Origin of the sequence: Paenibacillus polygoni (assembly GCF_030263935.1) — a bacterium.
GTDB lineage: Bacteria > Bacillota > Bacilli > Paenibacillales > Paenibacillaceae > Paenibacillus > Paenibacillus polygoni.
Genome location: NZ_CP127162.1, coordinates 669,292 through 683,457, shown reverse-complemented (window position 1 = coordinate 683,457; position 14,166 = coordinate 669,292). Strand labels below are relative to the sequence as shown.

The 14,166-nt window shown below is 43.9% G+C and carries 14 protein-coding genes; 4 read left to right on the top strand and 10 right to left on the bottom strand.

Annotation, left to right across the window (positions count from 1 at the left end; translation table 11 throughout):
- Positions 1 to 289: 289 nt before the first annotated feature.
- The 4 genes from rlmD to QPK24_RS03285 form a co-directional block, all read right to left on the bottom strand.
- Positions 290 to 2,188 carry a 23S rRNA (uracil(1939)-C(5))-methyltransferase RlmD gene (gene rlmD / locus QPK24_RS03300; protein ID WP_285746140.1) on the bottom strand — a complete coding sequence of 633 codons (1,899 nt, stop codon included), beginning with the start codon at positions 2,186 to 2,188 and terminating at the stop codon, positions 290 to 292.
- 56 nt (positions 2,189 to 2,244) lie between these two features.
- Positions 2,245 to 3,126, bottom strand: coding sequence for a diacylglycerol kinase (locus QPK24_RS03295; RefSeq protein ID WP_285749066.1), 882 nt, complete (start codon positions 3,124 to 3,126; stop codon positions 2,245 to 2,247).
- A gap of 272 nt (positions 3,127 to 3,398) precedes the next feature.
- Entirely contained in the window at positions 3,399 to 4,172 is a 774-nt protein-coding gene (locus tag QPK24_RS03290; protein ID WP_285746138.1) for a sirohydrochlorin chelatase, read from the bottom strand.
- 1 nt (position 4,173) lies between these two features.
- Complete coding sequence (locus tag QPK24_RS03285) at positions 4,174 to 4,464, bottom strand: YerC/YecD family TrpR-related protein (protein ID WP_160033767.1); 291 nt, start codon at positions 4,462 to 4,464, stop codon at positions 4,174 to 4,176.
- Between the two features lie 409 nt (positions 4,465 to 4,873).
- Here QPK24_RS03285 and QPK24_RS03280 point away from each other — a divergent pair, with 409 nt between their 5' ends.
- The gene (locus QPK24_RS03280) at positions 4,874 to 5,575 is read left to right on the top strand and encodes a hypothetical protein (protein ID WP_285746136.1); all 702 of its coding nucleotides are present in this window, start codon (positions 4,874 to 4,876) and stop codon (positions 5,573 to 5,575) included.
- A gap of 151 nt (positions 5,576 to 5,726) precedes the next feature.
- Here QPK24_RS03280 and corA read toward each other — a convergent pair whose 3' ends face one another.
- The 4 genes from corA to QPK24_RS03260 all read right to left on the bottom strand — a co-directional run bounded on the left by corA (position 5,727) and on the right by QPK24_RS03260 (position 10,167).
- The gene (gene corA / locus QPK24_RS03275) at positions 5,727 to 6,686 is read right to left on the bottom strand and encodes a magnesium/cobalt transporter CorA (protein WP_285746134.1); all 960 of its coding nucleotides are present in this window, start codon (positions 6,684 to 6,686) and stop codon (positions 5,727 to 5,729) included.
- A 306-nt stretch (positions 6,687 to 6,992) separates the two neighbouring features.
- Positions 6,993 to 7,979 (bottom strand): inorganic phosphate transporter, encoded by a 987-nt coding sequence (locus QPK24_RS03270; RefSeq protein ID WP_285749064.1) that lies wholly within the window; start codon positions 7,977 to 7,979, stop codon positions 6,993 to 6,995.
- A 20-nt stretch (positions 7,980 to 7,999) separates the two neighbouring features.
- Complete coding sequence (locus QPK24_RS03265) at positions 8,000 to 8,617, bottom strand: DUF47 domain-containing protein (protein ID WP_285746132.1); 618 nt, start codon at positions 8,615 to 8,617, stop codon at positions 8,000 to 8,002.
- 458 nt (positions 8,618 to 9,075) lie between these two features.
- The gene (locus tag QPK24_RS03260; protein WP_285746130.1) at positions 9,076 to 10,167 is read right to left on the bottom strand and encodes a DUF3048 domain-containing protein; all 1,092 of its coding nucleotides are present in this window, start codon (positions 10,165 to 10,167) and stop codon (positions 9,076 to 9,078) included.
- A gap of 316 nt (positions 10,168 to 10,483) precedes the next feature.
- Between QPK24_RS03260 and QPK24_RS03255 the strand changes: the two genes are divergently transcribed.
- Both QPK24_RS03255 and QPK24_RS03250 read left to right on the top strand, forming a co-directional pair.
- Positions 10,484 to 11,011, top strand: a complete 528-nt coding sequence (locus tag QPK24_RS03255; protein ID WP_285746128.1) for a DoxX family protein — start codon at positions 10,484 to 10,486, stop codon at positions 11,009 to 11,011.
- A 177-nt stretch (positions 11,012 to 11,188) separates the two neighbouring features.
- Positions 11,189 to 11,401, top strand: a complete 213-nt coding sequence (locus QPK24_RS03250; RefSeq protein ID WP_160033759.1) for a hypothetical protein — start codon at positions 11,189 to 11,191, stop codon at positions 11,399 to 11,401.
- Between the two features lie 72 nt (positions 11,402 to 11,473).
- Here QPK24_RS03250 and QPK24_RS03245 read toward each other — a convergent pair whose 3' ends face one another.
- Together QPK24_RS03245 and QPK24_RS03240 are read right to left on the bottom strand one after the other, a co-directional pair.
- On the bottom strand, positions 11,474 to 12,256 hold the full coding sequence (locus QPK24_RS03245) for a DODA-type extradiol aromatic ring-opening family dioxygenase (protein ID WP_285746124.1): 783 nt from the start codon (positions 12,254 to 12,256) through the stop codon (positions 11,474 to 11,476).
- A 102-nt stretch (positions 12,257 to 12,358) separates the two neighbouring features.
- Positions 12,359 to 13,189 carry an alpha/beta hydrolase family protein gene (locus tag QPK24_RS03240; RefSeq protein WP_285746122.1) on the bottom strand — a complete coding sequence of 277 codons (831 nt, stop codon included), beginning with the start codon at positions 13,187 to 13,189 and terminating at the stop codon, positions 12,359 to 12,361.
- A gap of 195 nt (positions 13,190 to 13,384) precedes the next feature.
- On the opposite strand from QPK24_RS03240, the gene QPK24_RS03235 reads away from it, so the two are divergent.
- A complete protein-coding gene (locus tag QPK24_RS03235) occupies positions 13,385 to 14,137 on the top strand; it encodes a DUF1129 family protein (protein WP_285746120.1) in 753 nt (250 codons plus the stop codon).
- Positions 14,138 to 14,166 lie beyond the last annotated feature (29 nt).

Sequence of the window (14,166 nt, the reverse complement as noted above, 5' to 3'; positions counted from 1 at the left end):
TCAAATATATTACAATACTGCTCATCAAAAACTTATACAGGGGCATAGGAATTAAATCCTGCCCCATTTTTCAGTATAAATAAGCCCTTGCTACAAAACACTCATTTTCTCGATTTCTTCCCCCACTTTTTATATCACGACTTTATTATAATCTGAATAATGTCTTGATATAAAAACAGAGGAAAGGCTTGATGGGTCTGGGTTTTTCCCTTTCTCCATTCATCCCTTCCTCGATCTTATCACGTCTTTATTCGATTTTTAGCACGAGTTTATTACGAATAACACGAGTTTATTCATTATCTACAAAATCCCTAACCAACACCGCCACGGATTCTACGTGCACCGTGTGCGGGAACATATCAACCGGCTGAACTTCAGTCGTCCGGTACCCGCCATCCTCCAGCACACGCAGATCTCTCGCCAGTGTCGAAGGATTACAGGATACATACACGACCCGTTCCGGACGCATCTCTAGAATCGTATCCAGCAGTCTCGGATCGCAGCCTTTACGCGGCGGATCGACAACGATCACGTCTGGCGTAATGCCTTGTTCTTTCCACTGCGGAATAACATCCTCAGATGGGCCTGTTTCAAAGGTTGCGTTCGTAATGCCATTCAGCTCAGCATTCTTCTTCGCATCCTCGATTGCTTCCTTCACAATCTCAACCCCATACACATGCTCGGCATGCTGTGCTAGGAAAAGAGAGATCGTCCCAATCCCGCAGTACGCATCGATAACGGTCTCTTTGCCGGTAAGACCCGCATATTCTACCGTTTTACCGTAAAGCACCTCGGTTTGTACCGGGTTTACTTGGTAGAAGGAACGCGCCGAGATCGCAAACTTCACATCTCCGATATAATCATAGATCACTTCACTGCCCCATAGGACGCGGGTCACATCTCCAAAAATCACGTTCGTCTTCTTCGTATTGACGTTCTGACAGATACTTGTCACCTGCGGAAGCTGTTCACGAATACCGCGAATCCACTCATCCTTCTCAGGGATGCTGTCTCCATTGGTAACTAGGACCAGCATCATTTCCCCGGTGCGGAACGCTTTCTTCACGACAACATGCCGCAACAGTCCGCGCCCTGTCTCTTCGTTATATGCTCTAATTCCAACGCGGCGGCCGATTTCTTTGACCCGCTCTACAACTTCATCGTTATGCTCATGCTGAATTAAACAGCGCTCCATATCAACGATCCGGTGACTGCCTTTCGCATAAAATCCACCGATTAAGCCGCCTTCCATCTCGCCCATCGGCACCTGTGCTTTGTTCCGGTAACGCCACGGCTCGTCCATACCAAGCGTAGGGAGAACGGTAATTCCAGCAGACGCATTTGGGGTATTTATCCATTCATGCACAGCTTTATCCCCACTGCTGTGTACAGTTTTGGTTCCTTCTCCAAGGTTATCCACTTGTGGATGACTGCTGTCGGTATCTAGTACATTATCCACATCTTGGTGAGCTCGTACTTCGTTACCTCTGTCTTCCCCTGCTACATTCAGCTTTCCGATCCGCTTCAGATTATCTACCACCATCTGGCGTTTCCAGTGAAGCTGTCCTTCGTAACTCATATGCTGCAGCTGACAGCCGCCGCACTGTGCGTAGATGGGACAAGGGGCAGAGACACGGTCTTTGCTCGCTTCTACAATCTCAAGCAGTTTCGCATATCCGTACTGTTTTTTTGTTTTCAGTACTTTAACGCGAACTTTCTCACCAGGAAGCGCGCCCGCTACGAACAAGGTATACCCTTCTGCACGGCCAACTCCTTCGCCGTCATGATTCATACCGATGATATCGATCACGGTCTCGTCGTTCTTCGCTACCGGCAAACCGAGCTCAGCCGCAATATCTCTAGCAGGCCTGTCCTTGCCTCCGCGATTACTGCCCGAACGTCCTCTTCCAGATCTTCTTTTCTCGGTCTTACGGCTTTCTCTACTATCCAAATGTTCTGCCCTCGCTTTAGCAGCAGAAAAAGATGCCTCGCCTTCCGGCCGCATCTCTATTCTTAGAACTTCCTTGTTACCTGATTTCTCTGTTACGTATCCTGACTTCTCAGCCTTATCGCGCCCTCTGTCCTGACGAACTGCATTATTTTTCGATTTCCCTGCACTTGTCATTTCCTGGCCCTCACGCTCTGTGTTCCGGCGGCTTTTTCCACGTCCGCTGCGGTTTGTATTCATATAAGTTAATTCCTCTTTCTATAGTAAAATTGATCAACTTTCTCTTCATATCTTTCTTATCTGAAAATTTGAATGTGATGCGGCAGATTACGGAAGGTTGCGGGCAGCTGTCCGCCCAGTTCTCCATCCAGATTCAGCAGTACTTCACCTGGGGAGTTTACTTCCATATAATCCGTCTGAAAATGAATAATCTTCTTGTCGTTCAGATGCTCTCCGCGCAGTGCAAGCCTAACAAGGCGAATCATCTCCGCGAGATTACACTTCTTGAGAGCAATAACATCAAATAGCCCATCGTCAATCGTAGCTCCGGGAGCAAGTTTCTCAAAACCGCCTACCGAGTTTGTATTTGCGATGAGAAAGAGCATAAATTCATCATGGATATCTTCCTGTCCATTCGCACGGATATACAGCTCCTGCGGTGTCAGGTTCGTCATTTTCTCCATGCCCTTCATATAATAAGCAAGCTGACCAATCATTGTCTTCAGTTTGCTTGGTACTTCATATGTGAGTTCCGTCAGCGTTCCGCCGCCGGCTATATTTATAAAATAACGATCATTCACAAGTCCAAGATCCACGGGACGGGTCTCTTGACGAATAACCATGTCGCAGTAATCTTCCCAGTGACGGGGAATTCCCAGCGCTCTTGCGAAATCATTGGTTGTTCCCAGCGGAAAAATACCAAGCGGCGGTCTATTTTCTTTTTGAGCCATTCCGTTAATCACTTCATAGAGTGTACCGTCACCACCGGCCGCAATAATAAGATCATAGCCGCGATCGACTGCTTCCGAGGCTTCCCTCGTTGCATCGCCTTCGCCCGTCGTTGCATGGCAGGAAGCTTCAATTCCACCTTCATCAAGACGCTGTAAAATAGATACAAGTCTTCTCTTCGCTTCTTCCCGGCCCGAAGTCGGGTTATAAATTAATCTCGCTTTTTTCATCGTCATGATCCTTACGCCACCTACTTTTAGCAAATATCCGTTCCTTTTGTGCAGCATAGTTTCTTCTAAAGTATTCCCAATAAAAACGCTCTTTAGTGTCCTATATGCTTATATCCCACGTACAGACACAGATAGTTCATTATACAACAAAAACCCAGCTGTCGTCACAAATCTGATTCGTGTAATCACGTCAGGACAATCAGCCAGGCTATATTTTGTATTCACTATATTCAAATACTGCTTCTATGGTTCATTCTGCTGTCCGTGCTTTTCTATGAATGAGAGATCATGTCTTGCTGCATCGCGGCAACTTGTCTCTCAATCCAGGTATGAAGCAGCGGATGCGGAAGCAAGGTTTGTTCCCCGCTGTAGATGACTTCCACCCCATCAAGACGTTTTGGAATCACTACATTGGTAAAATAACCCGCACTTAGAAACAGCGGAACCGCAATCACGCGGTATCCTTGTTCTCGCCAGTAACTTGCACGTTCTTTGACCTGATCTGGATTCAGTAGTGCATAATCTGCTTTTGCAGCGCCGCTGATCTTCTGCACTCGCTCTGCAAGTGTTCCTAGACCCTGTTCCCAGCGCTGCAAGAAACCATCATGGCGACTTCCATGACCAATGAGCAGAATAACTTCGCGAGTTAGGTCCTCCGAGAAGGATTTCACTTTGTCCCAGACCATATCAGCTAGCAGAGGATCATCATGAAGCGGAGATCCGAAATGCAGTCTCGCTGAAATTCGAAAAGGAGCAAGATCCGTCTCCTTCTCAGGGGACGGCTTCGCGCCAAGAGCATACCCAATCTCATCCACATGCGTACTTCCCGCCGAAACAAACAAAGGAATTGCTAGAATATCCGTTACCCCTGCTGCTTCCAATCGGTCAATCCCATCTTGAATTCCTCTTCCTTCTACATTCTCGAGAAAAGAAGCTTCCACAAGAGCAGGCTGCATAAACGTAAGCTGCCCTACCGCCTCGTCTACAAGTTCTGTCCAGCCTGCATCCTTAGATCCATGGCTGATAATGAGAACGCCCTGTTTCATCCTAGCGTCCGAGGCGCTCCAGCGCCATTTTATACCCGTCATTTCCGTAGTTCAGGCAGCGTTTCACACGAGAAATTGTCGCCGTGCTTGCTCCTGTCTCGGATTCGATTTGGTTATACGTATTTCCTTTGCCCAGCATACGTGCCACTTCCAGACGCTGAGACAGTGACTGAATTTCGTTCACTGTACACAAGTCATCAAAGAATACATAACATTCTTCGATATCTTTAAGTGTCAAAATCGCTTCAAATAATTGATCTATACTTCTATCATCTAGCTTTTTCAGCTGCATTATTTTATCATCCCCTAAGGTTATCTGATTACTTTCTCCATTGTACCTACCCTATGTAGGTATTTCAAGCGTTAACGGTTTCACGCGCTACAGAATAAAACCGTTAGTAACTCGGTTTTCCCTGTCACAGCACCACTACACATTATAACACAATAATTCTGCTGGCGAATGTATTTAAAAACTTGTCCACATTTTTCTTGTAACTTAATACGAGAATTCTTATCCACAGTTCATGATGTGCACATCCTGTGTGTATCTAGACCGTTAAGAGTGTGTTTTGATCTCATCACAATCTAGTAGGCAGCGGCCCAAATCCGCGATTATCACGGAAAAAGGCGGCTTTTCTAAAACCCTATAGGTGATTGTTACATATACTGTGGTAAATCATGTGCAAAGGAATGTGATGAACATGTCTCAGCAATACCATGGAAGACGCAGCCGGCAGGCTCGTGCGTTACGAGACCCGCAGCAATATACCCCCTATCCAGGTATTCCACAATACAATAATACTCAGCCCGTGCCTGTTCCCGCGACGCCCCCTTACTCTCTACAGTCCTATAATCAGCCCCAAGTCGTACCTCAACAACAGGGAGCCCCTTTATATCCAAGCCAAATGTATGCTCAGCAGCCCCCTGTATATCCTGCAAATCAGACAGCGCAAGAGGATGCGGCCGCGGTTACAGAAACAGCAGAAGCTGCTGCAGGAAGCGGAATTCTTAACAGCTTAAGCGGACTCGGCGGCAATCTCAAAGAGATCAAAGGATTCATTGATCGTATGGGCGGCATTGACGGCATTATGGATGGAATGGGTAAAGTTCAAAGGGTTGTTAACGGTGTTCAGCAGATGGCTCCTATGTTCAAACTGGTTACCGGTCTTCTGCCGTTCGGCGCTGCGGCAGCTGCAAAAGCAGCCCAAGAGAACACACCCCCTCCGCCCCCGCTGTATGAGGAAGAATATTATACTCCGAAACGGCGAAAAAAGAGAAAAAAATCAAATTCCAAAAACAAAAGTGGTTCTTCTAAGAAATCGGGCAGTAACTCTTCCGGTAAAAAAAAGAATAAAGAAGCCAAAACAAAGGCGTACTACCCCTCAGCAACCCGAAGATATTAAGATTCGCGGTTCCCTGCTAGACAGCTCATAAGAGCACCCTCTTTTACCTTAAGAGATGGGTGCTCTTGTGCTATTTTCCAGCCTTCTTTCATACAGCAATCAATGATCGATCAAACTCTACTATTTATCTTCGTAGCAGAGTTTTACTGAGTTAATGAAACCATCCTCGTTTTTTGAACCAGAAAATCATTCCTGCACTAAGCAGTCCCATAAACAGTAGCACACTCAAATACCCATACTTCATCCTCAGCTCTGGCATGTGATCAAAGTTCATCCCATAAATCCCGGCAATCAAAGTAAGCGGCATAAATATCGTGGTAATTACAGTGAGTGTTTTCATAATATTATTCATACGATTCGAATTCAGTGAGATATAACTGTCTCTGAGGTCCGCTGTCATTTCCCGGTCTGCTTCGAGCATATCGGTAAGCTTGAGCAGATGATCGTAGATATCTATAAAATAAAGCTTATGCTCACTTCCACCTTGGATCCTGTGGGAATGAACTACCCGATATAACAAGTCTCTCATCGGTACAAAAGTCCTTCTCAGCCGCAGTAACCTGCTTCTGAGCATAAACACCTGATTCATGAGCTCATCAACAGGTTCATTACTGCTTCGCCCCTCCAGCTCACCAAGCTCATCCTCAATAGCAAAGAGAATCGGAAAATACCCATCTACCAGCTTATCCATCACCGTATAAGCTACAGCAACCGTCGGTTTACTCCAAATGGTTCGTTCCCCCGCATGTTCTGCAATCCAATCCCATGCCTGATTTATTTCCTCCAGTTCATCATGATGATAGGAGACCAAGTAATTCGGGCCTAGAAATAAATCCACCTCAAGCGGCTCTGCATCATTCATGCGAAGAGCGTGCAGTACAAGAAAATAGACATCATCATAATAATCAAGCTTAGGACGCTGAAGTACATGCAGACAATCTTCAACAGCGAGAGGATGAAAATGAAAATAATCAGCAAGCAGCCGAGTTTCTTCTTCCGTTGGACGGCTAAAGTCAGCCCATACAAACGTGTAATCCTGAAGATTCATCTCCTGCAGCGGCTGATTCATGACAACCTCATGCTCCTGAGTTATTGCCAGTGTACGAATCAAGGGAGCTTCCCCTCCATTTCCCGTGTCCATTCTTAGAAGTTATGTACTCGTTTTTACTTTCACTCTATAAACCTGTAATTGAACACTATGTTATTCACAAACTAACAAGATCTCTAGCCCACCCTGGCTGTCCACAAGTGGATAACTTCTATAATGCTATTATCTTCAGGAAAATGTCCCCATATTCACAGAGTTATGAACATTTTCCACATAAAGGCGTAAAGAACCCAAATCACTCGTAATAAAGTATCCACACTTTACGAGTGATTTGGGTTCTTCCTATATATAAAATCGCAGTTATGATGTTTAGAAGAACAAGTACATAATTAGACCTGCAAGAACCCCGGAAATCGGGATCGTAATAAACCAAGTAACTACAATCCGTCCTGCAAGGGACCATTTAACAGCAGAAAAACGTTTTGCAGAACCCACACCGAGAATAGAAGAAGTTATCGCATGTGTTGTACTTACAGGTAAGTGAAGCAGTGTAGCCGTGAAAATAACAGAAGCTGCTGATAAATCAGCTGCAAATCCGTTAATTGGCTCAATTTTGAAGATTTTCGTACCCATCGTCTTGATAATTTTCCAACCACCAATGGCTGTACCGCCCGCCATCGCTGTTGCAGCTGCAATTTTAACCCACAGCGGAACTTCCATGTTATCCTGAACACCGCCAGCAACAAGGGCAAATGTAATAATCCCCATCGCTTTTTGTGCGTCGTTCGTTCCGTGCGTAAAAGATTGCAGGGCAGCTGTGAAAATTTGTACCGTACGGAATCCCTTATTGACCGAATGTGGACTGCGCTTCGCAAAAATATATTTTAGAACCGTCATCACCACATATCCAATCGCGAACGCGATAATCGGCGACAGAATCAACCCTTCTACAATGCTGGTAAAACCTGACCAGTTCAGTTTGCCAGGTTCGCTGATAAATACAGCCCCCGCTAGTGCACCAATCAGTGCATGGGAAGAGGAAGACGGAAGTCCGAACCACCAAGTGACCAGATTCCAAATAATTGCGGCAATGAGCGTCGCTATAACAATATTAATTCCGTTATCTAGTTTCGTGGGATCAGCTACGCTTCCCCCAATCGTTTTCGCTACCCCTGTAAATAACAGGGCTCCAATAAAGTTCATACTGGCTGCGAGAAGAATCGCACGACGCGGCGTCAATGCACGGGTAGATACCGAAGTTGCAATGGCATTGGCTGTATCATGAAATCCATTGATAAAATCAAAGGCCAAAGCCAAGAAGACGACGATCCCTAGAATCCATAGTGGAGTTACCATATCCATATCTCACATACTCCTTATGAATTCCGCATAATGATGGACTCAAGACAGTTTGCAACGTGTTCACAGGAATCTGTAGTCGTCTCAAGGCGCTCGTAGATTTCTTTACGCTTAATCAGCTCGATTGGATCCTGTACGGAAGCAAACAAGTTTTTAGTACAGATACGAAGAAGTTCATCTCCTTGATTCTCTAGATCGTTCAGACGAATCGTATACTCACGGATCGCGAGCAGTTTTTTCTGTGACAAGAGGTGAACTGCCTTCTGAATTTCGTAAGCAGACTCACGAAGGATTTCGGAGAACTGAATGATATACTCGTCCGCTTCTTTCAGATCGTACATATAGAAACGCGAAGCCGTAGCTTCAAGTCCATCGAGTACATCGTCAAGTGTTGTCGCCAGAGCCATAATATCATCACGTTCAATCGGTGTGATAAATGTCTTGTTAAGCTCTTTGATGATCGTATGCGTATAGTTGTCGCACTCGGTCTCGTACTTTTTCATTTGGTCAGTGAACTCAACCATGTTACTTAAATCGCCGGTGTTCTGCGCAAAATAGTCAGCAGCTTGTACAACGGTATTCGCCATATTTTCGAGTGACTCGAAAAAAATATCTTTTTTCTTCTTAAAAGCCATTTTTATATCCCCTTCACAGAAAGATTACGTGAAATTTTAATGAAAAGAAATGACAACAAGTGATATCTTATCACACTTTTCATTGTGTTTACATCAAAAACGAACGATTTTTACAATTGAATTCCTCAACTTTTGTCATAGACTGACCAGTGCTGACACATATTATCCAAATACTGTTTATAACGTATAACATTGACTTCTATCTATTCCCCTTTGTTCTTCCTTTCAAAGAAAATAAGCTAATCCTTTAATCCGTCAGGACCTAAGAGGCTTAGCTTTGTAAAGAACATGTTTTATGAATAAATTGAATAATTTTTTTTGTGATTGAATCAATTTCATAACTCATTAAAATGATGAATTTGTAACTATATATAGACAAACAAAACCATTTTGATCTATATATACCCCTGATTAAAGCAACTAAAGGTATTATGAAATTGATTCGATTCTACTTTATATTAAGGTGTACGGATTAGGACATGTTCATTAAGCGGCGGTACATTTGTCACAATGCTTATGAAGGTTTTTCCGGGCACAAGCGGCAGTTCCTTACCTTCTCTCGTTATACGGATGAGATCCCCCGTTTTCTTAGACCATTTCGCATGAATCACTTTCCCTTGCTGAAATAACATCGCATCTCCGCCAGAAGTAAGATCAACACTCAGTCTTCCAACATCGTCGAGTACTTTATGCGCTGTGGATAGTACGATAATGTTGGAAGCGGCGAGTCTCTCCCCATTATCTGCATCGATATCCTCTTTTCCCTCTACGCTTCTTAGATACGTATTCGTTGATTCGTCATAATCATAACTTACCTTATAACTGTTAGTTAAATAGGTAATATCAAAATGGAGAGCTTCTTCTCCCTCCACCTGGGCTCCTTCTTCTAAATAGTTATACACAGGTGATTTATTCTCTTCTGAATATCCCCGTTTCGCAGCAGCTTCTCTCAGCTGATCCAGGGATGAATATAAATTATGAGGTGCCTTGCGATCACTGCTTCGGAAATAGTAGGGACCTGCGTTCGAAATTTCGTCGAGATAAGGCTTGTCCTGGTTTTGCAAAATAGAGTAGGCTGCCTGACTTCCTCCGGCATGAGCAAGAATACTGCCATAGCTTTCTCCAATCTCTATTAGATAAGGGCGAATACTGCGGATCGGACCTACCGTTTCTGTCGTACCGTCACTTTGAAAAATAGCAATCAGCCGGGTGATCCCGCCCTCAGCAAGCACTTCATAGATCTGATCGGCATGACTTAGTCCCGACTGGGGTCTAGCAGCGGGCGCGTTATTAATCATCACCGCAACGGGCCTTTTCTCTGCAGGTTCTTCTATTTTCATACCCGTTAAAGGAGCCGTATAAGCATAGACTTGTTCTTGATTCTCTTGGGGCGGATCTGTTGGATCTGTTGAATCTATTGATTCCGTTGGTGCTGCCAATTCCAGGTCTGAAGGTTCTGCGAGTTCTGGTGTCTCTGCGCCGCAGGCTGTCGTTAGAATCACTACCAATAAAAACGTCCATAATGCCGCAAGTCTCCATTTTATATGCAAACTGACTTTTCCCCCTCCGTTTGTCCACCTCAGTGGACATGGTTATCACATTTATTTAAGCACACCAGCAGAGGTTTTGTCCCTATTTGTTGTAAATTTAGAATAATAAGGATGAATGATGAGGGTAAATAATTTATTTTTGTGTTTGTGAAAATTATCACAACTATGACGATGATTTTATTTTAATATAAAGACATCGAAAGAGTGATCACTTTTATAGCAAAAAAAAAGAAAAAGTAGTTCAGCAATAAAGCAACCGCAACGTGGATGCTCGGTAATAACTAAATACACTAAAAAAATGAATGGAGTGGTTTCTATGTTTACAACGTGGATTAGAGAAAATAAAGTAGCAATGTGGTTACTAACGGTACTGCGTATCTATATCGGATATGATTGGATGACTCACGGATGGGCTAAACTTACCAGCGGCGGTTTTGATGCAAGCGGCTTTATCGGCTATGCGATCACGAATTCGACTGGTGAGGGTGCAACCGTTCAAGGTTGGTGGGGAAGCTTCCTCCAAAACTTTGCTCTGCCGAATGTAGGACTATTCAACGTCCTTGTACCGCTTGGTGAGTTCCTTGTGGGTGTTGGTCTTATCCTTGGATGTTTCACTACTTTCGCTGTACTGATGGCAATGGTCATGAACTTCGCTTTCCTCTTCTCGGGTACGGTAAGCACGAATGCACAGCTGATCTTGCTTGAAATGTTTATCCTGGTTGCTGGATTTAACGCAGGTAAAATCGGTCTTGATCACTGGGTGGTTCCTTACATCCGCGGTCTGTTTGGTAAATTTAGAAATAAAGACAAAGCAGTTCACATTAAACCACAGCAAAATTATTAATCAAAATAATACTCACTTTATTGTGAATTGATTCCCTTACATCACCATATCTTTTAGTAAACAAGTTCCCTGCATAGGGGAGCTTGTTTTTTTGCCTATAAACACGCTTTGCCTATGTTATAATTTCTGTTAAAGAAAAATCTAACGTTTCCTAATAAACCACCCGGAGGTGTGTATATGGCTGTCAATCGCCGCCTGAATACCGATGCTGATTTCGAAGAAGCCATGAACGGCAAGAGGCAAATTCGAGTATTTCAAGATAATCATCAGATCAATAACGGAGGACAGATTATTCGGTTTGATCAGAAGACGATTGTGATTCAGTCCAGTGTCAGCGACCTTGCTTATCATGGACGGAATGAATGTGAATTCTTCGAGATCAAAAAGTAATTCTGTTGTTAATGATAAGAAAGGCATCCCTTTAGATTCGGGATGCCTTGTTTTATTTTATAAAAGTAAGACTTATGTTGTTCCAAACTGCCAGCAGTTGAGGCTGAGACTGCCATATTGATAGGCCTGAAATTTTCTTTCCGCCTTTCGATCTGCATCCGCTGCGCCCAGTACATAGAACAAAGGAGCAAAGTGCTCTGAAGCATAGGAAGGAACGGCATCCTGAGCATTAGGTGCTTTTCTCTCGTAAGCAAACAGCTCTCTAAGGTTCCACTGTTCAAGACGCTCTGCAACCCATTCATCAAACTCCACTGCCCAGGCTTCAGGCTCGTTTTGCTGTCTCAGCTTTCTCAAATTATGAACTAGTCCTCCGCTGCCAATCAGTAAAATCCCTTCATCTCGAAGCGGGGCCAGCATACGTCCAATATGATACTGTTCCTCCGGAGAACGCTGTGAATCTACAGATAAGGCAACGACCGGAATGTTCGCTTCCGGAAACATATGACGAAGAATGACCCAAACCCCATGATCGAGTCCTCTGTCTTTGAGTGCTTTTACAGGAAGGTTTGCTTCCTTAAAAATTTCGCATATTCTCGTAGATAATTCAGGATCACCTTGAGCCGGATAATCCAGTTCATACATCTCGCTAGGAAAACCATAGAAATCATGCATCGTGGAATGATGCTCGTCCATCGATACGGTCTGCACAGGCTCATCGAAATGCGCTGAAAAAACGGCAATACCTTTGGGAACCGGCATACGGGCACCGAGTTCTCTAAGGAAAGCCGTATACTCGTTATCCTCTAACGCCAGGGTAGGTGAACCGTGAGCTATAAACAATGTAGGTAAGGTCATCGCTGCCAAGCCTCCAGACACAGGTATAATGGTTGCCCCTTTATTTTAACGCTAGAATGTAAGAATTCCAATCATTTTCAGGTAAAATTTCATAATTTTTCATCAGATCATCCAGTGCTGCCAATCCTCATCGATCCGATTCTGTTCAGCAAGCCAGGCACGGGTACGTTTGATAAGCTGCTCACGTTCTGGTCCCGATGAATAGGTATGATTCCCCTGAAAAATAATATCTTTATCACAGCGCCCCGTGGAACGCATCCAAAATATTTTCTGATACAAAAAAGCATAATCGACCGGAATCGTATCATCACTTGTTCCATGGGCAATAAGGACATCTCCAGAGAATTTAACAGCCTCCTGAAACGGCTGGAACTGAGCAAGCGAATTGAAAAACACCGGACTAAAATTATAACCAAGATGATCTGCGCTTCCTTCTTTTACAGACTGATCATAAGTACTGCGGCCCGTAATTTTCACGATATCACTAAACGGGTAACCTACTGCGGACCACATGATCAATCTATTCACACGGTTATCTCTCACCGCTGTAAGCAGTGCTGTTGCTCCGCCAAGGCTGTGTCCCAAAAGCGTAATTCTCTTCGGATCAACGTCACAGCACTGGATGGCATAATCAAGAACCGTGCGTGTCTGATTAATCATCGATTCAAGACCTTCTGCTCCATACTCTCCGCTGCTTTCACCGCACCCAATGTAATCAAAACGAAGCACTAAATATCCATCTTCCGCAAGTTCTCGGCCCGTTTTTACAAAAAGACGATCCACACCAATCCGGCTGCCTACAAAGCCGTGACATATGATAATCAGCGGTACACGTGAAGGATGTTCTCCTTCTTGCAGTTCAGGTACAACAGGATAATGAATCGTTGCAGCCAGTTCTTCCTCACCGTGACGAATAACGATTTGTCTTTCCATAAAAATGCCTCCTAAGCATGAAATATATCTATTTATTTAAATCCGATAGGTTTAATATGAATTAAGGTAAAATTAGTGTAGCATCCACCTGCTAAAAAAGTCAATCAAACCTTTTTCTGTATCCATTTTTGCGAATTAAGATATCCTCCCGTATAATTTATGAGCAGAGCCTGTACTCCGAAGGAGAGAACACAAATGAAACCGAACAACAAACAGATCATGCTGCTCCGTAATCGCAGGAATACGTTCCTTGGACAGATGAAGGAAAGTACCTTAGCCTTTTATGAGACTTTCTCTAGGAATGTCAGTGACACGTCTATTCCAGCACAGAAGCAGGAAGAATTACTCCTCGATGCTGCTAAGCGCCTTGTAGAAGCACAAAACAAAGGGGATGCACCTGAATCCATCTATGAAGGTAATCCGCTAGGATACATAAAAGAACGAGAACAGAAATACAGACCGCAAACGGATACGGATCAGACTTCACCAAAGGATACGAAATCTGAAAATCCATCTTCTGCGACAGAGGGAGAAACCCGAGGTATTTCATTCAATTTACTGATAGCTTGGGCAGCAATTTCGATTGTTTTTGTACTTATGGGATTTATCGGATTCGTAACAAAATGGAGCGGTGAGGACCCGGCTCCCTATACTCGGATCAGCTTATTTACGTTAACTCTTATCGCAGGCGGAGCCATTGTACTGATTCAGGTACTGCTTTCTTTCAATAACGAGACCGATGATGTTCAATCCTCTGTAAGAAAAAAAGGGTTTCAGCTTGCATCTATGCTCAAATATCTCATCGTCGTTGTAGTGATTCTACTACTAGGATATACACTCGGAAAGGTCCTTCCGATTATCGAGCTTTCTTCTATCACATTTCTCATCATCGGACTTATTGCTCTCTTCTTGATCTATCCCATCTTTGTTCGTAAACGGAAAAAATAAAACAAAAGGCTGTCAACGTATCAATAGGT